Source organism: Marinobacter sp. NP-4(2019) (assembly GCF_003994855.1).
Lineage (GTDB): Bacteria > Pseudomonadota > Gammaproteobacteria > Pseudomonadales > Oleiphilaceae > Marinobacter.
Map to the genome: position 1 here is coordinate 594,051 of NZ_CP034142.1, position 23,698 is coordinate 617,748.

A 23,698-nucleotide genomic window follows, 5' to 3' on the forward strand; every position below is an offset into this window, starting at 1 on the left:
ATGCTGTTTCTGCAACTCCTTGCCAATGGTTTGCAGGTGGGGGCGATCTACGCCCTCACGGCAGCCGGCTTTTCACTGATCTTTGGTTCCACCAAGATCTTCCATTTTGCCCACGGTGCTACCTTCGCGATTGCCGCCTACCTGTTCCACTTTGCGTTGGCCGGACTGGGTTTGCACTGGACCCTCGCGGTCGCGGTGGCAGCCATCAGTGCGGTGCTGTTTGGTGTGCTGCTGGATCGCTTGATGTACGCACCGATTCAGCGCCACGAAGGCTCATTCTTCACCGTGTTCGTGGCCTCATTTGGTATCGGTATTGTGGTGCAGAACCTGCTCGGTAGTGTGTTCGGGCGGGGCTTCATGTCTGTTGCCACACCCCTGAGCAACTCCGTGGAGGTGATGCCGGGCCTTTACCTTTCACCGCTGAACGGGCTGGCCATTGTGTGTGCCATTGTCTGCTTCGTCGCGCTGCACTTCTTCCTGACCCGTACCTTTGTGGGCAAGGGGTTGCGAGCACTGAGCGAGAATCCGGAACTGGTGCGTATGTTCGGGCTCAGCCCCCGTCGGCTGTCCACTTACGCCTTTGCCCTTGGTTCCCTGCTGGTGGTGCCTGGTGCCATCTTTACGGCCGCAGGTACCGGTATCAATCCGGCTGTTGGCCACCACGTCATGTTGATCAGTCTGGCCGCGACCATCGTCGGCGGTATCGGCAGCTTGAGGGGTGCTGCCTGTGCCGGCCTGCTGATTGGTGTGGCGGAGAACCTGGCGTTGTGGAAGTTGGGCACCCAATGGAGCGAGGCCATGACCTTCGCGATCCTGTTCTTTTTCATCATCTTCAAACCGTCCGGTTTCTTTGGGCGGGCTGCGGTTTCGTGAGGCGCTGACATGACGGCTTATATATTGAACCTGCTGGTCCTGATCTCGGTTTACGCGATCCTCTCGACCACACTGAATTTCATTATCGGTTACGCCGGTATCTTCTCTCTGGCGCATGCGGTGTTCTTCGGAATTGGTGGCTATACCGCAGCATTGGTGGCCATGAATGTGACTCCGGAGTTTTTTGTGGCAGTACCCATTGCCATGGTTGCTGCTGCGGTAACGTCCCTGCTGCTGGCGCTACCTGCTCTGCGGGTACGGGGTGAATACTTTGTGGCGGCCTCCCTGGGACTGCAGGTGCTGGCCGTCACCCTGTTCTCTGAATGGAAGAGTTTTACCGGGGGAATTGGTGGTGTCATCGGGATTCCCGCTGTGGAGCTGTTTGGTTATCCGGTATACAAACCCTGGCAGTTCCTGCTGATGTCCCTGACTTGCCTGGTTGTGATTATCGCAATTACCCGAACCCTGGTGCACACCAGCTTCGGCCGCAGCCTCAAAGCATTGCGGGACAGCGAATCGGCGGCATTAGCGTCGGGCAAGAACATAACGGTGATCAAAACCCTCTCCGTTGTGCTGTCTTCGTCGCTGGCAGCGGCTGCCGGTGCGCTCTATGCCTTTTACATGAGCTTTATCAATGTCGAGAGCTTCATGCTGGATACCTCGGTGTTGGTGATGGCGATGGTCATTATTGGAGGCACCGCCACTATCTGGGGTCCGCTGTTGGGTGCGGCGTTACTGATGCTCATTCCCAGTGCCCTGACTTACTTGTCATTCCTGCCGCAGACCGAAATCGGGTCCATTCAGCAGATTGTGTACGGACTGGCCATGGTGTTGCTGATGATTTTCCGCCCTGGCGGGATTGTGAGTTCGCAACCGGGAGGTAGCAAATGAGCGAGCAGCAGAATATAGCTCTGGAGACCGCAAGCCCTGTTCCAGGTTCCGACGCTGTAGAACCTGGGGGAAACCAGAAGGTGTTACTCGAGATCAGTAACCTCAGCAAGAATTTTGGCGGACTGCAAGCCATTGATGATGTTTCCCTGTTGCTGCGGGCGGGCCTCATCACCACCCTGGTTGGTCCGAACGGAGCTGGTAAAACCACCCTGTTCAACATGATTACCGGGCACATTCAGCCTACCAAAGGCGAAGTGCGCTGGCAGGGTGAGTCGGTCATTGGCAAGGCGCCCTGGGAAATTGCCAGACAAGGGATTGCCAGGACCTTTCAGGATCTTCGATTGTTTACCCACATGACGGTGGAAGAAAACATCCTTACCGTGATGGAGCCTGGTTCCTGGCTCTGGCAACCGGGCGGAAAATCCCGCAAGGCCGAGCGATACGACAAAGTGAGCCGGATTCTCGAAAGAACCGGCCTGACCGACAAGCGCCACACCCGCGCGCTTGATCTGGCCTATGCGGAGCGCAAGTTCCTGAGCCTTGCCCGTATCATGGCGACGGATTCCCGCCTGTGGCTGCTGGACGAGCCGGCGTCCGGGCTTGATCCCAACTCCTATAACCTGTTCCTGAGGTTGCTCCGCGAAGAAGTCAAAGAGGGAATAACCGTCTGCATTATTGAGCACAATCTGGATATTGTGGTGAACATTTCGGACCGCATAGCTTTCCTCGACCAGGGCAAATTGCTGGCTGATGACGAGCCGGAAACCATCCTGAACGACCCGGCTCTGGCTGCCATTTACTTCGGGGAGAGATGACCATGACAGATAAATTACTCACGGTTGAGAACCTGGTGGTCGGTTATGGTGGCCGACCCGTGCTGACGGACATCAATGTTCACGTCAACGACAACGAAGTGCTGTGCCTGATCGGTCACAACGGTGCGGGAAAATCCACCCTGCTCAAATCCATTTTTGGTCTGGTGCCCCATGAAGGCGGCCGCATTCTGTTCAATGGTAAGGCGGCAGTCACGGAGCCCCGGGCCATGACCGTGGCCGGGATGTCTCTGGTGCCGGAAGGCCGTGGTGTGTTCCCCGGCATGACCGTGGAGGAAATCATGAGTCTGGGCATGTGGGCAGCCGGGGTTCCGGAAAAAGAGCGGGGAGACAGAATCGATTGGGTGCTGTCGATTTTACCGGTAATGAAAAAGTTCTATCGGACCCGAGCCGGCAATCTGTCGGGTGGTCAGCAGCAGATGGTCTCCATTGGCCGGGCGCTGCTCAGTCGCCCTCGTTGCCTGCTAATGGACGAGCCGTCTATCGGGCTGGCGCCAAAGCTGTTCCAGGATCTCTGTGGCCCGATCCGCGAGCTGCAGCAAAAAACCGGGATGTCGATCCTGCTGGTGGAACAAAACGTCAGGGAAGCCCTGAAGATCTCCGACCGGGTCGTGGTGATGAAATCCGGGCAGATGACGTGGGAAGGCCAGCCAGCAGAGCTGAGTGACAATAAGAAATTGATGGAGCTCTATTGATGTCAAAGCAGTTGACTCTGACCTCGTTGGTGGCAAGGCATCTGGAACAGGCACCGGACTCTTGTGCTCTGATCGGAGGTGATCGCCACATCAGCTATGCTGAACTGGATCAGATGGCGAGCTCAGCAGCCGCCTGGCTGCGCGATCAGGGTATTGGACACGGTGACCGGGTGGCAGTCTGGCTGGTCAACCGCCCCGAGTGGCTGGCGCTGATGTTGGGGTTATCCCGTATCGGTGCCGTGCTGGTGGCCGTGAACACCCGTTACCGCACGGCGGAACTGCAGCATATCCTGTCCGCTTCCGGAGCCCGCATGCTGATCATGCAGCCCCGCTTCCGGAAGATCGATTTCCAGGCCCTGCTGGGGGATCTTGAGTCGAGCACAGTGCCGGACCTGGAAACCATTGCGGTCCTCGATCCGGCAGCGGATTTGCCTCAGTTGACGGGGTGTTCAACGCTGCCGTTTCCGGATCTGGATACCACCGATGCGCCCGATGTGGCTGACCGATCCAGCGAGAACGACCTGGCCATGCTCTTCACTACCTCGGGCACCACGAAACTGCCCAAACTGGTGATGCACACCCAGCACTCACTGGCCAGCCACGCAGACTGCGTGGCCCGGGCATTCCGCTTCGATCAGCCTGGCGCCGGCCTGCTTGCTCCCCTGCCGTTCTGCGGAACCTTTGGTCTGGTGCCGGTCATGACCGCGTTGGCTGCAGGCATACCCATCGCGGTCATGGAGACCTTTGATGCGGAGCCTGCCGTTGAACTGATCAGGGAACACCGGTTGACCCATCTGTTTGGCAGTGACGAAATGTATCGGCGCATCCTTGATGCGATGCCCGATAACACGAGGCTGGATAGTCTCAGGGTGTGTGGCTTTGCGGCGTTCCAGACAGGCGCCGAGGATCTAGTCCGGTTGGCGGACGCCCGGGGTATACCGTTGGCAGGGGTTTACGGTTCAAGTGAAGTGCAGGCACTTTTTTCGATCCATCCCGGCCAGGGAAAAGTGCAGGAGCGATGCCAGGGTGGCGGTATTCCTGCTGACCCGGAAGCAAAGATCAGGGTTCGCGATACCGAGTCGGGGGAGATACTGGAGCCGGAGCAGAGCGGTGTTCTTGAAATCTGTGCCGGGGGTAACTTTGCAGGTTACTTTAACAACCCCGAAGCAACCTCCGAAGCCGTTGATCGCGATGGCTTCTTCTCCACCGGAGATATCGGATACCTGCGAGGGGACGGCGCTTTTATCTATCAGACCCGAGCCGGAGATGCGATCCGCCTCAGTGGCTTTCTGGTAAACCCGTCAGAGATTGAGGACGTTCTGAGGGATTGCCCGGGGATTGCCGAAGCTCAGGTCATTGGCGCCGATGTGGATGGTAAACCTGCTTGCGTGGCGTTTGTCATTGCCGAACCCGATGCCACCGTTGACGCTGAGGGTGTCCGTGCCTGGCTCAAGGATATGACCGCCGCTTTCAAGGTGCCGGCACGCGTCTGGTTTCTGGATGCGTTTCCGGTTACCGAGAGCGCCAACGGCACCAAGATTCAGCGGGGAAAGTTGAGGGAAATCGCAAAATTCAGGATTTCACAGGAACATAATGAACGACAGGCTTCAGGGAGCTGAGAATGGATCACAGTCTTTATTTTGAAGATCTCAAACAGGGAGAAGTCTTTGAAAGTACTGGCAGAACAGTCACCGAAACGGATATGACGTTCTTCTCGATGCTTTCCGGCGACTGGAATCCGATACATTGTGATCAGCACTTCGCCAGTAAAACCCGTTTTGGCGAGCGCCTGGTCCATGGCGCCTATGGCATCGCGATAGCGACGGGCATGATGCACACCCTGGGGATCTTCGAGAAGTCGGCGGTGGCGATGATGTCCATCAGTGACTGGAAGTTCGTCAAGCCGATCACGGTCGGTATGACGCTGAGACTTCGGCTGACCATCCTCGATTTTGAGGAAGGAACCAGTCAGCGCGTCGGCCGGGTGAATCGGCGGCTGCAACTGGTGAATGAGCAGGACGAGGTGGTTCAGGACGGCGTTTCCGACATGCTGATTCTGAAGAAAGCCGGACGTTAAAGGCGATAAAGTCCGCGACGATTGTCAGGGTGTCGTCGTGAGGTCGATCTGCGAACGTATTTCCTCCACCAGTTCCTTGCCGCACCTTGGCAGCGCATCCAGTTCGCGCACAATCAGGCTGCGCTCCCGCTCGGCCCAATCATCTTCCAGATCAATGGTGGAGATCTCGAGGAAATCGGCATAGCGATGGGCAATGGAGCGGGGCAGGATGCCAATGCCCACGCCGCGGCTGACCATCCTGCAGGCGGACTCAAAGCCGAAGACCTGGATGCGCATCTGAAGCGGCGAGCCGGCCTCGCTGGCCTGCTCTTTGAGGAAATTGAACAGAGTGCTGCCTTCACGCAAACCAATGTGGGGATAGTCGAGGGTTTCCCGGAACGAAATGGTCCGGCGTGCTGCCAGTTCGTGATCTTTTGGGGTGACCACCACCAGCCGGTCGACGCTGAAGGGGATGATCTCCAGCTTTTTGTTTGACTTCACCGGACCGGCAACCACCCCCATGTCCGTCGAGCCGTCGATCACCCCCCGAATGATATCGTGGGTCAGCCGCTCCTGGAGATCCACGGTCACTCCCGGACGGGTCGCCAGAAAACGCGCCAGGACGTCGGGCATGAAGTCGCTCACCGCCGTGGTGTTGGCAAAAATCCGCAAATGCCCCGACTCGCCTTCCGCGTATTGGGAGAACTCATCTTTTATATAGTCAACCTGCCGCATGATGGCTCGTGCATGAACCAGCAGGTCATGGCCGGCAGGCGTCAGTTCCACACCCTGGCTGTCGCGATAGAACAGCCGGCTTCCCAACTGCCCCTCAAGGGATTTGATACGCATGCTGGCTGCTGCCGTCGACAGGCTGGCACGCTTGGCCCCACCGGTCAGGCTGTTGGCTTCTGCAACGTGGATAAACAGACGTAAATCGGGAATATCAAAATGCATAATGAGATTTCGGCAGCAAGCTAACAAAGGGATTGTCAGTCTAAACCACCGGGGTGTTCATGGAAACCAAACGCACCCTTGTGCAAAATCGAATTCTCTCCTCTGTCATATATCGGCATTATTACCAATATCCAAAAACTAGAAGACGTATTGATAGAGGAAGTGTGATGTCAGACGCTCCGGAAGACTGGATTGGCAAGCGGGAAACCTGTGTGGATGCCCTGGATGCATCCCTGGCCGCGCGTATAGCCGCGATGCTGGACCGACCCACGCCGGGGTGCGGAGATGAATTGTCACCGCTATGGCATTGGGCGTTCTTCCAGATTCCCGTTCCGCCCTCAGGGACCGGCCATGATGGCCACATAGCGCCGGGTGGGTTCCTGCCGAAATCCGCAGGCAACACCCGCATGTGGGCCGGTGGTCGTGTTGAATTCCACAAACCCCTGATGATTGGTCAAACCGCTGAACGTTCGTCGACCATCCACTCTGTTAATGAGAAGGAAGGGCGTTCAGGGAAGCTGCTTTTTGTCACGGTTCGACATGACTACCACCAGAACGGCGAGCTGTGTCTGAGCGAAGAGCAGGACATCGTCTACAAGGCCCCGGCCACCCCGAGACTGTCCCTGGACCAGCCCGTTCCCGATGCTCAATGGAGCAATCGGGTGGATCCCTCTCCTTTATTGCTGTTCCGCTATTCGGCGGTGACCTTTAACGGCCACCGGATCCATTACGACAAGCCCTATGCCACGCAGGAAGAGGGCTATCCCGACCTGGTGGTCCAGGGGCCGCTGATTGCCACGCTGATGGTGCAGGCGTTTACCGACGCCAATCCCGGTCTGACACCGGTGCGGCTGTCGTACCGTGGCCTGCGTCCTCTGACCGTGAACAAATCTTTCAATGTGGAAGGGCGGATTGTCGGTCAGGGTAAGGCTCAACTGTGGGCCGCGAATGAGGACGGACCAGCCCATCAAGGTGAAATTGAATTCAAGGAGAAACACCAATGATCAACCCTGCCCTGCAGACGTACGAAGATATCCGGGAAGGCGTGCGCGGACTGTGCGGGAACTTTGATGCGGCCTATTGGCGAGGCATCGACGAGCGCAAAGCGTTCCCCGAGGAATTCGTGAATGCCATGACCGACGCCGGCTGGCTGGCGGCAATGATTCCCGAGGAATATGGCGGTTCGGGCCTGGGCCTGGCGGAAGCCTCGGTGATCCTGGAAGAGGTGAACCGGGCCGGTGGCAACTCAGGTACCGTGCATGGCCAGATGTACAACATGTTCACCCTGTTGCGTAATGGCAGCGAAGCGCAAAAACAGAAATACCTGCCGAAGATTGCCGCGGGTGAGTTGCGGCTGCAGTCCATGGGGGTGACCGAGCCCACAACCGGTACCGACACCACCAAGATCAAGACAACCGCTGTTCGTCAGGGGGACAAGTATGTGGTGAACGGTCAGAAGGTATGGATCTCCCGGGTTCAGCATTCCGACCTGATGATCCTGCTGGCCCGCACCACGCCGCTGGACCAGGTTCGTCGCAAATCCGAGGGTATGTCGATCTTTATCGTGGACCTGCATCACGCCATCGGCAATGGTCTAACGGTACAGCCGATCGCCAATATGGTGAATCACGAAACCAATGAGCTTTTTTTCGACAACCTGGAAATTCCCGCCGAGAACCTGATTGGGGAAGAGGGCAAGGGTTTCCGTTACATCCTGGATGGCCTCAACGCCGAGCGCACCCTGATCGCCGCGGAATGTATCGGCGATGGTCGCTGGTTCATCGAAAAGGCCAGGCAATATGCCAGTGACCGCGAAGTGTTCGGCCGTCCCATCGGGCAGAATCAGGGCGTGCAGTTCCCGATTGCCAAGGCCCATATCAATGTGGAAGCAGCGGACCTGATGCGCTGGCGTGCCTGTGAGGAATATGACAGCGGTCGTCCCGCCGGCGCCAGCGCCAATATGGCCAAATACCTGGCCGCGGAAGCCTCCTGGGAGGCGGCCAATGTTTGTCTGCAGACCCATGGCGGCTTTGGCTTTGCCAACGAATACGATGTAGAGCGCAAGTTCCGCGAGACGCGCCTGTATCAGGTCGCGCCGATATCCACCAACATGATTTTTTCCTACGTGGCCGAGCATCTGTTGGGACTGCCGCGATCGTTCTGATCCCCACAGTGATACACCTGAAAATCGGGAAGTGTACGTGAACCAAAACAACAGTGGTGTTCTTCCCCTGGAAGGAATCAACGTCGTATCTCTGGAGCAGGCAGTCGCTGCGCCTTTGTGTACCCGACACCTTGCCGAGCAGGGGGCACGGGTGATCAAGGTGGAGCGCCCGGGAACCGGTGATTTCGCGCGCCAGTACGATGACCGGGTCAATGGGATGTCGTCGCACTTTGTGTGGGTCAACCGTTCCAAGGAGAGCCTGAGCCTGGACCTGAAATCGTCCGAGGGGCTGGAAGTCCTGCTCCAGTTGCTGGCGGATGCGGATGTACTGGTGCAGAACCTGGCGCCGGGGGCGGCGGCCAGAATGGGGCTCTCTTTCGAGGCGCTGCACCACCGGTATCCCCGGCTGATCGTCTGCGATATCTCCGGCTACGGTCACGGTGGTCCCCTGCAGGACAAGAAAGCCTACGATCTGCTGATACAGAGCGAGAGTGGATTTCTGTCGGTCACCGGCACACCGGACCCGGAGGGCATGGTAAAGGCCGGATGCTCGGTGGCTGATATCGCCGCAGGCATGTATGCCCAGAGCAACATCCTGTCTGCCCTGTTGTTGCGGGGCAGGACCGGGAAAGGCAGTCACATTGATGTGTCGATGCTGGAAAGCCTGGTGGAGTGGATGGGATATCCCATGTACTACAGTTTTGATAACGCAATGCCGCCACCCCGGGCGGGCGCATCCCATTCCACCATATTTCCCTATGGCCCCTTTCCGGTCGGTGATGGTGAGACCGTGATGCTGGGGTTACAGAATGATCGGGAATGGCGGGAGTTCTGTCGCCAGGTCCTGCAAAAGCCAGAGCTGGCGGAGCACCCCCGGTTCGCTACTAACCCCAAAAGGTCTGTCCATCGCGATGAGCTGGGTGACTTGATACGGGAGGTGTTTTCAGAGCTGTCACTAGCGGAAGTGGTGAAGCGTCTGGATACCGCCGGCATCGCCAATGCGTCGGTGAATGATATGCAGCGGGTCTGGAAACATCCGCAACTGCAGGCGCGGGATCGCTGGATCAGTGTGGCAACCCCTGTGGGTGACGTGCCGGCGCTGAAACCGCCGGGTGTCTGGTTTGAAGGTGCGGTATCCGCGGTGCCTGCGGTAGGTGAGCACAGCCGTTCCATTCTGTCGGAACTGGGATACAGCGAGGAACAGATTGGTCAGCTGGAACAGCGTGGCGTGATCTGAGTGCTGGCGGGAACACGATAACAGGTATCTGACAATGACAGACCGTAAATTAAAAACCATGCTTTTTGTGCCGGCAACCAGGCCTGAGCGGATTGATAAAGCGCTGGTCAGTGGTGCCGGCGCGGTGATTGTGGATCTGGAGGACGCCGTTCCTCCCGATGCCAAGGCGGTGGCAAGGGAGTCTCTCGAGAACTTCCTCATGCATCACGACGGCCCGGGGATTTACGTCCGAATCAATGGCAGGGGGACCGACGGATTTGATAGTGACGTTGCCCTGTGTGCCCGCCATAAACAGGTCGCTGGCATCATGCTGCCGAAAGCGGAATCGCCGGAAGATATTGAGGCTGTGTCACACGCCGGTAAGCCGGTCATCCCGCTGATTGAATCCGCCAGAGGGCTGTTGGCATTGAGTGCCATTGCTGCCACGCCGGCCGTTGAGCGTTTGAGCTACGGCGGATTGGACCTGAGTGATGATCTGGGCATTGAAGGCAACACCGAGGGCGCGGAGAGAATCCTGGATCAGTGCCGTTATCAGATACTGGTGTGCTCCCGGGCCGCTGGACTGCTGCCCCCGATTGATACGGTATTCCCGGTATTCGACGATGAACAGGCGGTGACAGCCCGGGCACGCCGGGCTCGCAACATGGGATTTGCCGGGATGCTGTGTATTCATCCCAGACAGATCGCCGCAGTTCAGGCCGGCTTTGCGCCGGATGCCCATCAGGTGGAGTGGGCAAACAAGGTCATGGAAGCGGCGCAATCCGGAAGCGGGGCGTTCAAGGTGGACGGGCAGATGGTGGATGCACCTGTGATCGCCATGGCGAAAACCATCCTGGACCGGGCGCAATAAAGATCGGCAGCCCGTCGCACTAATCCGATAACCGGCAGGTATGAGAGGAATCACATGACACCGGAACAGAATCGATACTGGCCCAAGGGCCTGCCACGCTTGCTGGATGTACCGAAAACCAGCCTCTATTACAACCTGGAAGTCGCGGCGACGCGCTACCCGGAAAAGCCGGCCACCGTATTTTATGACTCGACGCTTTCATACGGTGAGCTGTTGACGCAGGTGGAACATCTGGCCGGGTATCTTCAGCGTGAGTGTGGGGTCGGACCGGGTGACCGGGTGGCCCTGTACTCACAGAATTGCCCCCAGTATGTGGTGGCCTATTACGCGATTCTGCGTGCGCAGGCGGTGGTGGTGCCAGTCAACCCGATGAACCTGGCGGAAGAGCTGCACTATTGCGTGACCAACAGTGGTGCGAAAGTCGTACTGGCGGCCCAGGAACTGTGTGAGCAGGCCCGCCCCCTGTTGGGCTCGGGCGACATTGAACACCTGATCATCCATGCCTACTCGGACTATCTGACGGAGCCGACCGATGTGTCTGTTCCGGACGCCGTGACAGCGCCGAGGCAGGAGCTGACAGGTCCGGGCATGACCCTTTGGCGGGATGCCCTGGCTGCTGAGATAAACCCGGCGTCTTTTGCGGGTAAGCACGACGACCTGTGTGTGATCGGGTATACCTCCGGCACCACCGGCAAGCCCAAGGGCTGTGTCCATACCCATGGTTCCGTGCTGGCCGCGGTGGCCGGGTCGGCGGTATGGCGTGGCGGATCTCCGGCGTTTTCGTGCCTGGCAATCGCGCCGCTGTTCCACTTCCTCGGTATGCAGGGGGGTATGAATGGCCCCATCTATAACGGCTCTACGGCGGTGATCATGCAGCGTTGGGACCGTGATACGGCACTGAAACTGATCGAGCGTCACCGGGTGAATATGTGGAGTGCCCCGCCTTCCATGATTGTGGATTTCTTCTCCAACCCGGACCTGGCCAACCATGATATTTCCAGTCTGTTCCGGCTGATGGGCGGCGGTGCGGCCATGCCTGAGGCCATTTCCAAGCGCCTGAAGGACGAGTTCGGCATCAGTTACAACGAGGCTTATGGCCTGACGGAAACCGCCGCGTTCATCCTCGGCAACCCGATCGAGCGAGGCAAGCGGCAGTGTCTGGGCATCGCCAGTTTTGGCGTCGATGCCCGCATCGTCAATCCGGGCACGCTGGAAGAGCTACCCCAGGGCGAGACAGGAGAGATTGTTCTGCACGGTCCCCAGGTTATGCGGGAGTACTGGCGCAACCCCGAAGCCACGGAAAAAACCTTCCTTGAGCGGGATGGCAAACGCTTCCTGCGTACCGGCGACCTGGGCTACATGGACGAGGAAGGTTATTTCTTCATGGTGGATCGCCTCAAGCGGATGATCAACGCCTCCGGCTTCAAGGTCTGGCCGGCCGAGGTGGAAAGCATCATGTATGGCCATCCCGATATCCATGAGGCCTGCGTCATCGGCGTGCTGGACACCAAGAGGGGAGAGACCGCCAAGGCCCTGGTGGTCCTGAAGCCGAGTGCCAGCACCGCGCTGACCGGTGATGACATTATTGCCTGGTGCAAACAGCATATGGCGGCTTACAAGGTGCCCACAGCTGTTGAGATTATCGACGAACTGCCCAAGTCCGGAACTGGGAAAATCAACTGGCGTCAGCTTCAGGAAGCGGCGCGGAAAGAGGTGTCCTGAGGTGGCCGGGGTTTATGAGGGTGAGTCCGTGTGTGTCGCTGGCGGTGGCGGAATATCCCATCCACTGGACCGGGTGCCCGATGCCGGCGAGCTGGCGGAAGTCGCCCCCGGGGTTTTCTGGAGCCGGATTCCCATGCCCGGAAAACTGGATCACATTAATGTCTGGTTGCTGGCCGATGAAGACGGCGTGTCGGTGATAGATACCGGCATGCGTACCCCGGACGCGGAAGATACCTGGATGTCGATGATCAGACGGATTGAGGAGTACGGGAGGATCCAGAGGGTATTTGTCACCCACATGCACCCTGATCATGTTGGCCTGGCGGGCTGGCTGACAGAGCTCCACTGTGCACAATTCTGGATGACCCGCATGGAATACATGACTTGCCGGATCCTGGAAGCGCAGTCCCATGATGACAAGGTGCCGGAGGACTTCATCAGTTTTCATCGCAGCGCCGGGTGGCCTGCTGCCGCGATCCGGAGTTATAGGGGGCATTACGGCAATTTCGGAAAACGGGTCTTTCCACTGCCCCGGGCATACCATCGCCTGGAACACGGGCAGAGCCATGAGATCGGCGGGCACAATTGGCGGGTTGTGGTAGGCAGCGGGCACTCACCGGAACACGCCTGCTTCTATTGTGAGGAATTGAAGCTGCTGATTTCCGGTGATCAGGTACTGCCCAGGATTTCTTCCAATGTGTCCGTGACGCCGATGGAACCACTTGCCAACCCCATGGCCGATTGGCTGGAGTCTCTTCGTTGGTTGAAAGAGGAAATTCCCAATGATGTTCTGGTGTTGCCCGCTCACCAGGAATGTTTTGTCGGGTTACACGAACGCATTGATGCCCTGATTGCCGAGCAGGAGCGTTCCTTTACAGTGCTCCGTGAGTCACTCAGGGAAAGTCCCAAGCGGGTGGTGGATCTGTTCGGACTGTTATTTTCCAGGCCGATAACCGAAGACGATCCGTTGATCTTCAGTCTGGCCACGGGAGAAGCTCAGGCGTGTTTGAACTACCTCTGGGAGTCCGGCGAACTGGCCTGCTCCGTTGATGCTCAGGGCGTGTGCTGGTACCGGGTCGAATAGATAGCTGGTCTGGTAAAACAGGCCACACCGCATACACTAATTTATACGGAGGCCGCTATGGCACTTGATCGCGATACTCTCAATCAGTTTGTCGACACCGTGCGGCGGTACGTGCGTGATCGCCTGATTCCCCTGGAAATGCAGGTGGCAGAAGAAGACCGCATTCCCGACGACGTCATTGACGAAATGAAGGACATGGGCCTGTTCGGTCTGTCTATTCCAGAGGAGTTTGGCGGCCTCGGGCTGACCATGAGCGAAGAAGTCGCGGTGATTCAGGAAATGGGTTACACGTCGCCGGCGTTCCGCTCGATGTTCGGTACCAATGTCGGCATTGGTTCCCAGGGCATTGTGATTGACGGCACCCCGGAGCAAAAAGCGAAGTACCTGCCATTAATGGCCAGCGGTGAACTGATAGGGTCATTTGCCCTGACGGAACCGGATGCCGGGTCTGATGCCGGCTCGGTGGCGACCACCGCTCGTCGTGATGGTGATCATTACATCATCAATGGTAGCAAGCGCTATATCACCAATGCGCCCCGTGCCGGCGTGTTCACGGTGATGGCCCGCACGGGCACCCGTGAAGAAGGCGGCCGCGGGGTGTCGGCATTTCTGGTGGACGCCAACCTTCCGGGTATCTCCCTTGGCAAGCCTGACAAGAAGATGGGCCAGAAAGGGGCCCACACCTGTGACGTGATTTTCGAGAACGTCCGGGTGCCGGCCGAGGCGCTGATTGGCGGCGTGGAAGGGCAGGGATTCAAGACCGCGATGAAAGTGCTGGATCGCGGCCGTCTGCATATCAGCGCCCTGAGCGTCGGAACCGCCAAGCGTCTGATCGATGAAAGCGTGACATACGCCTCGCAGCGCAAGCAGTTCGGAACCGAGATCGCCAACTTTCAGCTGGTGCAGGCCATGCTTGCCGATAGCCAGACGGAATATTATGCCGGCAAATGCATGGTTGAAGAGACCGCGCGCTCCTACGATGCCGGGGAGCCGGCGTCCATGAATGCGGCGAGTTGCAAGCTCTATTGCACCGAGATGGTTGGCCGGGTTGCGGATCGCGCCGTGCAGGTTCACGGCGGCGCCGGCTATGTCAGTGAATACTGCGTCGAACGCTTCTATCGCGATGTTCGCCTGTTCCGTCTTTACGAAGGAACATCGCAGATCCAGCAGTTGGTGATCGCGAAGCAGATGATTCGTAACGCAGGGGCATGAGTGGCTGAATGCTGACGCTTAATATAGTGTTCCGGCAACCTCATTCGCTGTCCGGCAGCTACTTCAGTGTCTCGATGGCCTTCGCGTCGGTCGCAAGAATGTTTTCCTCTTTGATCAGTTGTGCCAGTCCGGTTCTTGAAAGAGCTTCTCGCAACGGAAGCTTGGGGCCGGACAGGTAGAGTGTAATGCCCTTTGTATCCAGAAAGGACCAGATATCCTGCAGGGTGTCCAGGCCGGTGGAGTCGATCTGATTCAGTGAAGAGGCGGAAATCAATACCGCTTTCAGGCTTGGGTCGGCATCCACTCTCTTGCGAATATAGCGCTCCAGCATCGGTGCGGTCAGATAGGTCAGGGAGGCGTCCATGCGCACACCGAGGACCCCCTCGGCAATGGGCGGCAGTTGGTAGAGATTTCTGTCACGAAACCCACCGGTTTCATGGACCCCCAGTTCAATGATTCGCGGCATCGCATGGTGATGAAGAAAAGCGAGCAGGGAGGCGGCCATTCCCGCCAGTATTCCCCAGTAAAGGTTGGGCACGGTGACCAGCGTCACAACCAGGGTGACGAGGGCTACAACGCCATCCTTGGGATTTTCACGACTTAATCGGGTGAGCGAGCGGACATCAATCAGCCGGGTGACTGGCACGATGATGATAGCGGCGAGAATCGCGGTCGGCAGGTAATACAGAACCTGGGTAAAGCCGAACAGGGAGATCAGTACCACCAGCGAGGCGATCAGGGAAGCCCGTGCGGTTTTTGCCCCGCTGTAGGCATTCAGCGCCGTGCGGGAGAAGGAGCCGCTGACGGGGAAGGCGCCGCTAAAGCCACTGGTCACTTTGGCCAGTCCCTGACCGATTAACTCCTGATTTCGGTCCCAGGGTTCTCCGGTTATTCGCGACATGGTGCGACAACTCGACATCGCCTCAGTAAAGCTGATCAGGGCGATGATGGCAGCGGGCAAGAGCAGCGCCAAGTGCTGATCGACCGAAAGCGTCAATGGTAGCGAAGGCTGCGGGAGTCCGCTACCCACAGGCCCGATGACGGAACCGCCGAGTTCTGCGAATCCCAGCAGGTAGCTGCAGGCAATGCCAATCAATGTGACGACCATGACCGCAGGCAGGCGCGCCGTAAATTTCCCGAGCAAGAGCAAAACCGCAACGCCACCGAGGCCGAATCCGGCGGTGACCATCAGCCGCAAGGGGGCGTGTTGCCACTCATGCCAGATCGTGGATAGCCAGTTCCCTTCGGTGCCCGTACCAAAGCCCAGCAGGGAGGGTAACTGCGAAACTATTATGATGACCGCAGCCGCATTCACGAACCCCTGAACAACGGCATTCGAGATGAGGTTAGCGAGAATGCCCATGCGGAACGCGCCCATAAAGAACTGCATGAGACCGGAATAGAAGGCAAGCCATATCGCCATCGCCACCCATTCCGGTGATCCTGCCTCGGCCAGGGGTTGCAGCGCCGCAAAGGTCAACAGGCTGGTCAAGGCAACAGGACCTACCGCAAGCAATGACGATGAGCCGAACAACGCCCCGACGATGCCCGGCAACAGGGCTGCATAAAGGCCGGTGACGGGAGGCATCCCCGCGAGTTGGGCGTAAGCCAGGGCCTGGGGAATCAGCACCAACCCAACCGTAATGCCCGCGATGGCATCCGCCCGGGTCTGCTGTTTCGTGGGCCTGGCCCACCTCAGGAAGGGAAAGAGCCTGAAGATCATTTCGCTTGGGGACATCTGCATAGCAGCTCCGAGTGGCAACGTGTCACTGTCACACGTGTATCCGCGGAGCTCTCCGTTGAGGGCTTTGATAATCGTATAGCATATCATCACGATGCAGAACGGGATCGTCGTGGCCGTCACTCCGGTCCTTTTATTCGCCCCTGTGACAGTATTCTCACGAGGCCCGCATAAGATCTGCCGCTTTCTCTGCGATCATCACCGCCGGCGCATTGGTATTGCCGCCGATGATGCTTGGCATAATGGACGCATCCACCACCCGTAGCCCTTCCAACCCATGAACCCGTAGTTGGGGATCGACAACAGCCATATTGTCGCCCCCCATTTTGCAGGTGCCCACCGGGTGATAGACAGTGTCGGTGCGTGATCGGAGCACTTCGCGGATGTCATCGTCCGTGGTGACATTCGCGGTAAAGGGGTCTTTAGTGATGAAGCGGGCGAGTGCCGGCGCTTTCATCAGTCGATCCGTCATTTTATAGCCCTTGACCATCGTTTCGATATCATCCGGATGGTCAAAGAATTTCGGGTCGATTATCGGGGGTGTTTGCGCCGAACGATCTTTCAGCGAAACGGTACCGCGACTCTTGGGGCGCAGCAGGCAGACGTGACAGGAAAAACCGTGCCCGCCATGCAGGGTTCTGGCGTGATCATCCACCAGTGCAATTACGAAGTGCAGCTGGATATCGGGAGCGTCCAGCTGAGCGTCGGTTTTGAGGAAGCCACCGCCTTCTGCAAAGTTGGAAGCCAGCAGGCCGCGACGCTCTTTGCGATAACGCATAAACTGACGGATTCCGTGCAGACCGCCTTTCAGTGACAACCCCAGCAGGTTGGCATCTTTGGATTTATAGCCAAAGATGAAATCCGGGTGGTCCTGTAGGTTCTTGCCCACGCCAGGAAGGTGATGCACCACAGGAACGCCGACTGTTCGGAGCTCATCGGCGTCCCCTACTCCGGACAGCATCAACAGTTGCGGTGACTGGAATGCGCCGGCGCTCAGCACCACTTCCTTCCGTGCACGAATCTGTTGTAACTGGCCGTTTTTCAGGACCTCGACACCTACCGCGCGTTTGCCTTCGAACAGAACACGTTGTGTCAGCGCATCGGTCTCGATCGTCAGGTTAGGGCGACTGTTGAGGTGGGGCAGAAGATAGCCCCGATAGGTGCTCCAGCGTTCGCCGTTGAGCTGGGTCACTTGATACAGGCCAATGCCTTCCTGCTGAGGCCCGTTGAAATCGTTGGTCAGGGGATAGCCCACCTGTTCGGCAGCCTTCAGATAATGTTGCTGGAAAGGGTTGTCACTTTGTAAGTTGCTGACTTTCAACGGCCCCTCGGTACCGTGCCACTCGTCGTTGAGCGTTTGATTACCTTCGGACTTCCTGAAGTACGGCAGTACGTCCTTGAAGGCCCAGCCGTCATTGCCCTGTGCCGCCCAGGCATCGTAGTCACTGGCGTGGCCACGAATGTACGCCATGGCATTGATGGCTGACGAACCGCCCAATACTTTGCCTCGTGGCTGGTAACCACACCTGCCGTTCAGGCCCGGCTGCGGTACCGTCTCAAATGCCCAGTTGTTGATATTCTTCGGCACCATCGCGACCACGGCTGCGGGTGTCTTAATCAGCCAGCTGGCGCCCTTGCGTGATCCGGCCTCGATCAGTGCAACGGTCGTATTGGCGTCCTCGCTCAGCCGACCTGCCAGTGCACAGCCGCTGGAGCCGCCGCCCACAATCACGTAATCCACTGTTTGCATTGCCGGTCACCTTTGAAATTCTTGTTTTGGAAGGGGAGGGTACAGATCTACTGTAAGTATGGAGAGTGTGGGAAGCGGAGATAATTCTGAAGGTGATTCTGGGCCAGTTTTTCGATCACGGCATCGGGGTGTATGCATGGTGCCGCCGACTTCGCAGATGAAATGGCGGCCCCGTGTTGTGCTGTGAATTCTATCCCCAGCCTGACACATCAGTCAGCCTCTTATGAGGGCTTGAAGCGCCTTTTGTATGGTGGAATGTCATTGACGTTGGCTCCTGTGGCTTTGCAGGTAATCGCTCGTCAAGGCAGACAATGCCTTGATGCCGGTGACCAGCGCCTTGTCATCCACATAGAACTTCGGTGAATGATTGGGGGCCGCACTTTTCATGTCTTCCATGGGCGTCACACCAAGGAAAAAGAACAGCCCGGGCACTTCCTTCGCATAATAGGAAAAGTCCTCGGAACCGGTCACCAGTGGCGCTTCGAACACCCGTTGGGGAGCTACCCGCTTCAGGGTGGGGAGCATCTGTTGGGTGAGCGCCGGATCGTTCACCGTTGTGGCGTAATTGTTAACGATGGAAACCGCTGCTTCGGCGCCGGAAGCCTGGGCAATATGTTCTGTCGTCGTGGTCACATGTTCATTTACCTGCCGCTGCACGTCATCGTCAAAGGTGCGGATGGTCCCGCTCATTTTGACGGAGTCCGGGATGATGTTGTGGCGGGAGCCGCCGTCAATGGTGCCGATCGTGACAACCGCCGGAGCGGGCATGATATTTGTCTTGCGGCTGACCACTGTTTGCAGTCCGTTGATGATCTGGGCACTCGTCACGATGGGATCAACGCCATCCCAGGGTTGGGCGCCGTGGGTTTGCTCACCTTTCACGGTGATATAGAGGTCCGAGCTGCTGGCCATGGTGGGGCCGCTACGGTAACTGATGATGCCGGTGGGGGCTTTTGACGTCACATGAAGCCCGAAGATTGCGTCCACACCCGGGTTCTTGAGAACCCCTTCCTCCACCATCAGGCGAGCACCAAAATGTTGTTCGCCCTGATAGACATAGTCGCTGGGCCCTTCTTCAGCCGGCTGGAAAATAAACTTCACGGTACCCGGGAGCTGATCGCGGACGTTGGCGAGGTTCTGGGCAACCGACATCAGGATGGCCACGTGGGCGTCGTGCCCACAGGCGTGCATGACGTGAGTGTTCTCGCCCTGGTATTTCTGGATAACTTCAGACGCATAGGGCAGCCCCGTGCGCTCCTTGACGGGTAACGCATCCATGTCCGCCCTGAGACCTACCACCGGCCCGGGAAGGCCTCCTTTGAGAATGCCGACGACACCGGTCGTTCCAACCTCGGTTTGCACCTCCATTCCCAGCTTGCGGAGATGGTCGGCGACCAGTTTGGCGGTTCGGTGTTCCTGATTGCCGAGTTCGGGGTGTTGGTGGACGTCATGGCGCCATTCGATGGCTTGCTGGTGAACGGCTTCGGCTCCCTGAATGACTTGGTCTGTCAGTGATTGGTCTGCCATAACGGTTGGGGCCGTGACGGTCGTACAGGCAAGCGTTGCCCGTAGCAGTGCTTTACGCATGCTTATCTCCTTGCGATTGTTGTTTATGCTTTAGATGTGTCGACGTGGACTAGGGAGGAGGGGAGTGTTGGTACTCAGAGGGTGAGCAGCCAAACCATTCCCGGAATGCCCGATAGAATTGGGCCGTCTGTCGGTACCCAATAAGCGAGGCCGTTACTTCGTTGGAGTAACCTCGTGCAAGGTAGTTTCTGGCAAGTTTGCGGCGACTCTGGTCCAGGATGTCCCGGAAGGTCGATCCTTCCGCGCGAATATGACGTTGCAAAGAGCGCGGGCTCACAGCTAGCAGGTTCGCGCACCGGTCGATGTGTGCTTCTCCCCGGCGGGACAGGGGCGGTATCAGAATTTCGACAGATTCCTGCCAATTGGGTTGTCCCTGTAATTGTTTGAGCCGCCGTTCGCGTCTGGCCAGTTTTTCCACAGGGCACGCTTCCCAGTCCAGCTGTCGATCAAGCTGTTCCAGAGCAAACTCAATCGTCAGCTCGTCACTGCCAAAGTGTACAGGTACGGAAAACAGACGATGGTACTGATCCTGAATGGCGGGGGGAGGCACATGGTTAAGCCTGATAAGATCAATGGACTCGATGCCCAGGGCCACCAGAATTCGGGAAAAGCTATAAACCATTGCATCAAGCTGTTCGTACGCCCCCGGGTAGCCGGCTGCCGGCGTTATCCGAAGAGTGGCTGACTCAGGGTATGTTTGCAGTTTGAGAGTGCAAAGATCGGAGTTCACTTTCATGTAACGACAGAGCAGTGAGATGGCTTCGTCCAGACTCAGGGCACCCGCCAGGAATGTCCTACCCATAAACCCGGGATCGTAGTTCAGGTGGCTGTAGGCCTTCGCCATCAGGAGCGGGTCTTCGCGATCACCGGTGACAGCTGCTTGAAGTTCCAACAGGCGTTCCAGGGGGATGCGGGCGGAAGCCAGGTGCGAGTGCCTGCCAATCACAGTACTCAGGGATTTTTCCAGCTTTGCCGGCTCAACAACGTGCCTCAATCCCTTGACCGTCGTCAGGAAATGTTCGCGGGAGACCGATGATTCAGAAGTCGCTTCAAGCATGGTGTTTTTGTCTTGTTGTTCGGGCGTCAGACCGTCGCCTCAGGCTGGAGCTTACCTGAGACCCTGTCTGGAGAAATTACCGTCTGGGGAGATGTGGGGGCAAGTGCAATCGGCGCCAATTGAGTTATGGGCTTTCCGGGGTGGCAGAAAACAGAAAGGACTTGCGCTCTCACGCAAGTCCTTTCTAAACATGGCCCGCCCGATAGTAAGCGGTCCAAGTCGATCAAAAATCCCCGCGACCAATTACTTGTCTCAAAATGTCGGGATATGAAAATACTTATATATCAGTATCGTGACTGGTTAAAGCCGATTTTTGACGTAGCACTGACAGGATCTGGCTGTCCGGAAATCGAACAATAGTAGGTGGGATTCTGCCCCGTTTCTATGGGCGGTTGTAAATCGTCTTCTTTTTAGAAGAATCCATTGTCGCAACTCTGCGATTAATTACCTTTGGTTGCTTCCTCTACTATCCAAGTTCGGAAAATTTCGGCGTGTGGATGAATATATTGATTAGCAGGACGCACAAGATAAAACGCTTCTGACGTTTTTACCCCTTGGTTGAACGGTGCAATGAGTTCGCCTTTCGAAATCATTTCTGATACGAGGCTGCTCCTGCCCAACGCTATACCGTCTCCATAGCGAGCCACTTGGAGCGCGGAAATCAGCGTATCGAACTGAAGCTGGTTCCTAAATTGGAGGTCCGGGTATCCCGAGTGATCCAGCCAGTGCCCCCAGCCGTCCTCGTACCCGATCACATGGAGAAGGGTGTGTTCGGCAAGATCCTGAGGAGTCCGGGGCACCTGGAGCCCGTTCGACATGGCCGGGCTGCATACCGGGATCAACTCGTCCCAGGTCAGACGATCCGCTGCCATGCCGGGCCATGCACCCTGACCGTAGCATATTTCCATATCTGACTCGCGATTGAAATTGTCGGCCCAGATATGGCTACTGAAGCGGAGACCGACATGCGGATAACGTTCCCGGAACCGGGCAAAGCGTGGAGCAAGCCATAAGGTAAAGAAGACGAGGTTGGAGCGGATAGTCAACAAACGGGTCTTGTCCTGGCCAAAGATCTCATCCGTGGCAGTCCTGAGCCTACGAATGCACTCGTGGACGACTGGAAGGTATGCCTTTCCGGCCTCGGTCATCGATAACCCCCTGGGCAACCGATTGAACAAAGGCGTACCCAGCTGGCTCTCCAGTCCCTTGATCTGCTGGCTGATGGCCGCCTGAGTCTGATTCAATTCAGCAGCAGCCTGAGTAATATTCAAGTGGCGCGCCGTCGCTTCGAATGACCTTAGCCAATTGAGCGGGGGTAGCTTCTTTTTCATGGCGGGCTGAATCTTTTTATCGAGTGTATCCTCATTGTGTATGAGACTCGATATTAATCAAATATCTGAGGCTTAAAAAAGGCAGCGTCCCGGAAGTCGGGACACTGCCCCCCCCCCCCCTCAGTAACGAAGGGAAGGAGGGCCTTTATTTCATGGTTGGCATAGAGAATTCGATACCCTCACGCACACCGGCAGACGGCCAGCGCTGGGTAATCGATTTCCGCCGGGTGTAGAAGCGCACACCATCGGGACCATAGGCGTGGAGGTCACCAAACAGGGACCGTTTCCAGCCACCAAAACTGTGATAGGCCACCGGCACTGGCAGCGGTACGTTGATACCCACCATGCCGACCTGGATGTGATCCGTGAAGTAGCGGGCGGCTTCACCGTCGCGGGTGAAGATACAGGTTCCGTTGCCATACTCATGATCGTTGATCAACTGCATGGCCGCTTCCATGCTCTGCACCCGCATCACCTGCAGGACCGGCCCGAAAATCTCCTCGCGATAACTGACCATATCTGGCGTCACATTATCGATCAGCGTGCCGTCAACAAAGAAACCCTCTTCGTAGCCAGCGACTTGTGGGTTACGACCATCAACAACAACAGTGGCACCCTGTTCTTCAGCACTGTTGATATAGCCAACCACCTTCTGCTGGTGTTCGCGGGAAATCAACGGACCAAAATCGTTACTGGCTTCTGAGTAGACGCCTACCTTCAGCGATTTCATGGCCTCTGTCATTTTCGCCACAAGTGTATCGGCAGCGTCATCACCCACGGCCACTGCAACCGACAATGCCATGCAACGTTCGCCGGATGAGCCAAAGGCCGCACCGACCAACTGATTCACAGCATTGTCCATATCGGCATCGGGCATCACGATGGCATGGTTCTTGGCGCCACCGAGGGCCTGGCAACGCTTGCCGTGGGCACTTGCCTTACTGTAAATGTACTCCGCGATCGGGGTGGAGCCGACAAAGCTGATGGCCTGAACTCGTTTGTCCTCCAGAAGCGTGTCGACTGCTTCTTTGTCGCCATTAACCACGTTCATGACGCCATTCGGAAGTCCCGCCTCCTGCAACAGCTGTGCAATAAACAGCGTGGAGCTGGGGTCACGCTCGGATGGCTTGAGAATAAAGCAGTTACCACAGACCAATGCCATCGGGTACATCCACAGCGGAACCATGGCGGGGAAGTTGAACGGTGTAATACCCGCCACCACGCCCAGGGGCTGGAATTCGCTCCAGGCGTCGATATTCGGGCCAACGTTACGGCTGTGCTCGCCTTTCAGAAGTTCAGGCGCGCCACAGGCGTATTCGACGTTCTCGATGCCACGCTGCAACTCTCCCATGGCATCATGACTGATCTTGCCGTGCTCTTCGCCGATCATTTTGCATATACGGTCAGCATTGCGCTCAAGCAGCTCCTTGAACCGGAACATAATGCGAGCACGCTTGATCGGCGGAATCGCGCGCCACTCCGGGAAAGCTGCCTGAGCGGCAGCGATGGCTTCTTCAACGGTGTTGCGCGATGCCAGCAGCACCTCGCGGGATACCTCACCAGTCGAGGGGTTGAAGACAGGCTGGCGACGCTCGCTCTCGTTATTGATTTCACCGTTGATCAGGTGTCCGACTGTGTTCATTGCAATGTCCTCTGTTCAT

Annotated in this window: 20 protein-coding genes; 13 read left to right on the plus strand and 7 right to left on the minus strand. The window is 57.4% G+C overall.

The genetic code is table 11. The annotated features are described in order from the left end of the window. Genes EHN06_RS02650 through EHN06_RS02675 form a run of 6 tightly spaced genes read left to right on the plus strand, consistent with a single transcriptional unit; the run spans window position 1 to window position 5,369 of the window. Window positions 1-873, plus strand: a complete 873-nt coding sequence (locus tag EHN06_RS02650; protein ID WP_127329938.1) for a branched-chain amino acid ABC transporter permease — start codon at window positions 1-3, stop codon at window positions 871-873. A 9-nt stretch (window positions 874-882) separates the two neighbouring features. Continuing rightward, the gene (locus tag EHN06_RS02655; RefSeq protein ID WP_127329940.1) at window positions 883-1,764 is read left to right on the plus strand and encodes a branched-chain amino acid ABC transporter permease; all 882 of its coding nucleotides are present in this window, start codon (window positions 883-885) and stop codon (window positions 1,762-1,764) included. After that, window positions 1,761-2,579 (plus strand): ABC transporter ATP-binding protein, encoded by an 819-nt coding sequence (locus EHN06_RS02660; RefSeq protein ID WP_127329942.1) that lies wholly within the window; start codon window positions 1,761-1,763, stop codon window positions 2,577-2,579. The genes EHN06_RS02655 and EHN06_RS02660 overlap by 4 nt, the downstream gene beginning before the upstream one ends. 2 nt (window positions 2,580-2,581) lie before the next feature. Beyond that, complete coding sequence (locus EHN06_RS02665; RefSeq protein ID WP_206075714.1) at window positions 2,582-3,292, plus strand: ABC transporter ATP-binding protein; 711 nt, start codon at window positions 2,582-2,584, stop codon at window positions 3,290-3,292. Then, window positions 3,292-4,911: an AMP-binding protein gene (locus EHN06_RS02670; protein ID WP_127329946.1), complete on the plus strand. Its 1,620-nt coding sequence runs from the start codon at window positions 3,292-3,294 to the stop codon at window positions 4,909-4,911. Before EHN06_RS02665 ends, EHN06_RS02670 begins: the two co-directional genes overlap by 1 nt. Window positions 4,912-4,913: 2 nt before the next feature. Continuing rightward, window positions 4,914-5,369 (plus strand): MaoC/PaaZ C-terminal domain-containing protein, encoded by a 456-nt coding sequence (locus EHN06_RS02675; RefSeq protein ID WP_127329948.1) that lies wholly within the window; start codon window positions 4,914-4,916, stop codon window positions 5,367-5,369. 24 nt (window positions 5,370-5,393) lie between these two features. Here the strand turns inward: EHN06_RS02675 and EHN06_RS02680 are convergent, their stop codons facing one another. Further along, entirely contained in the window at window positions 5,394-6,302 is a 909-nt protein-coding gene (locus tag EHN06_RS02680; RefSeq protein ID WP_127329950.1) for a LysR family transcriptional regulator, read from the minus strand. Between the two features lie 164 nt (window positions 6,303-6,466). On the opposite strand from EHN06_RS02680, the gene EHN06_RS02685 reads away from it, so the two are divergent. Genes EHN06_RS02685 through EHN06_RS02715 form a run of 7 tightly spaced genes read left to right on the plus strand, consistent with a single transcriptional unit; the run spans window position 6,467 to window position 14,571 of the window. Continuing rightward, window positions 6,467-7,306, plus strand: a complete 840-nt coding sequence (locus EHN06_RS02685) for an FAS1-like dehydratase domain-containing protein (protein WP_416332536.1) — start codon at window positions 6,467-6,469, stop codon at window positions 7,304-7,306. Continuing rightward, the gene (locus EHN06_RS02690; RefSeq protein WP_127329954.1) at window positions 7,303-8,466 is read left to right on the plus strand and encodes an acyl-CoA dehydrogenase family protein; all 1,164 of its coding nucleotides are present in this window, start codon (window positions 7,303-7,305) and stop codon (window positions 8,464-8,466) included. The genes EHN06_RS02685 and EHN06_RS02690 overlap by 4 nt, the downstream gene beginning before the upstream one ends. A 37-nt stretch (window positions 8,467-8,503) precedes the next feature. Continuing rightward, complete coding sequence (locus tag EHN06_RS02695) at window positions 8,504-9,703, plus strand: CaiB/BaiF CoA transferase family protein (protein ID WP_127329956.1); 1,200 nt, start codon at window positions 8,504-8,506, stop codon at window positions 9,701-9,703. A 34-nt stretch (window positions 9,704-9,737) separates the two neighbouring features. Beyond that, on the plus strand, window positions 9,738-10,553 hold the full coding sequence (locus EHN06_RS02700; protein WP_127329958.1) for an HpcH/HpaI aldolase/citrate lyase family protein: 816 nt from the start codon (window positions 9,738-9,740) through the stop codon (window positions 10,551-10,553). 54 nt (window positions 10,554-10,607) lie between these two features. Continuing rightward, window positions 10,608-12,275, plus strand: coding sequence for a long-chain fatty acid--CoA ligase (locus tag EHN06_RS02705; RefSeq protein WP_127329960.1), 1,668 nt, complete (start codon window positions 10,608-10,610; stop codon window positions 12,273-12,275). Window position 12,276: 1 nt separating this feature from the next. Beyond that, window positions 12,277-13,359 carry an MBL fold metallo-hydrolase gene (locus tag EHN06_RS02710; protein WP_206075715.1) on the plus strand — a complete coding sequence of 361 codons (1,083 nt, stop codon included), beginning with the start codon at window positions 12,277-12,279 and terminating at the stop codon, window positions 13,357-13,359. Between the two features lie 57 nt (window positions 13,360-13,416). Further along, complete coding sequence (locus EHN06_RS02715; protein WP_127329962.1) at window positions 13,417-14,571, plus strand: acyl-CoA dehydrogenase family protein; 1,155 nt, start codon at window positions 13,417-13,419, stop codon at window positions 14,569-14,571. 58 nt (window positions 14,572-14,629) lie between these two features. On the opposite strand, the gene EHN06_RS02720 is transcribed toward EHN06_RS02715, so the two are convergent. The 6 genes from EHN06_RS02720 to EHN06_RS02745 all read right to left on the minus strand — a co-directional run bounded on the left by EHN06_RS02720 (window position 14,630) and on the right by EHN06_RS02745 (window position 23,679). Beyond that, a complete protein-coding gene (locus EHN06_RS02720) occupies window positions 14,630-16,315 on the minus strand; it encodes a SulP family inorganic anion transporter (RefSeq protein WP_228257399.1) in 1,686 nt (561 codons plus the stop codon). 154 nt (window positions 16,316-16,469) lie between these two features. Continuing rightward, on the minus strand, window positions 16,470-18,062 hold the full coding sequence (locus tag EHN06_RS02725; protein WP_127329964.1) for a GMC family oxidoreductase: 1,593 nt from the start codon (window positions 18,060-18,062) through the stop codon (window positions 16,470-16,472). Window positions 18,063-18,320: 258 nt separating this feature from the next. After that, window positions 18,321-19,649 (minus strand): amidohydrolase, encoded by a 1,329-nt coding sequence (locus tag EHN06_RS02730; RefSeq protein WP_127329966.1) that lies wholly within the window; start codon window positions 19,647-19,649, stop codon window positions 18,321-18,323. A gap of 49 nt (window positions 19,650-19,698) precedes the next feature. Further along, complete coding sequence (locus EHN06_RS02735; protein ID WP_127329968.1) at window positions 19,699-20,706, minus strand: AraC family transcriptional regulator; 1,008 nt, start codon at window positions 20,704-20,706, stop codon at window positions 19,699-19,701. Window positions 20,707-21,146: 440 nt separating this feature from the next. Next, window positions 21,147-22,037, minus strand: coding sequence for a LysR substrate-binding domain-containing protein (locus tag EHN06_RS02740; protein ID WP_127329970.1), 891 nt, complete (start codon window positions 22,035-22,037; stop codon window positions 21,147-21,149). 145 nt (window positions 22,038-22,182) lie between these two features. After that, window positions 22,183-23,679, minus strand: a complete 1,497-nt coding sequence (locus tag EHN06_RS02745) for a CoA-acylating methylmalonate-semialdehyde dehydrogenase (RefSeq protein WP_127329972.1) — start codon at window positions 23,677-23,679, stop codon at window positions 22,183-22,185. Window positions 23,680-23,698 lie beyond the last annotated feature (19 nt).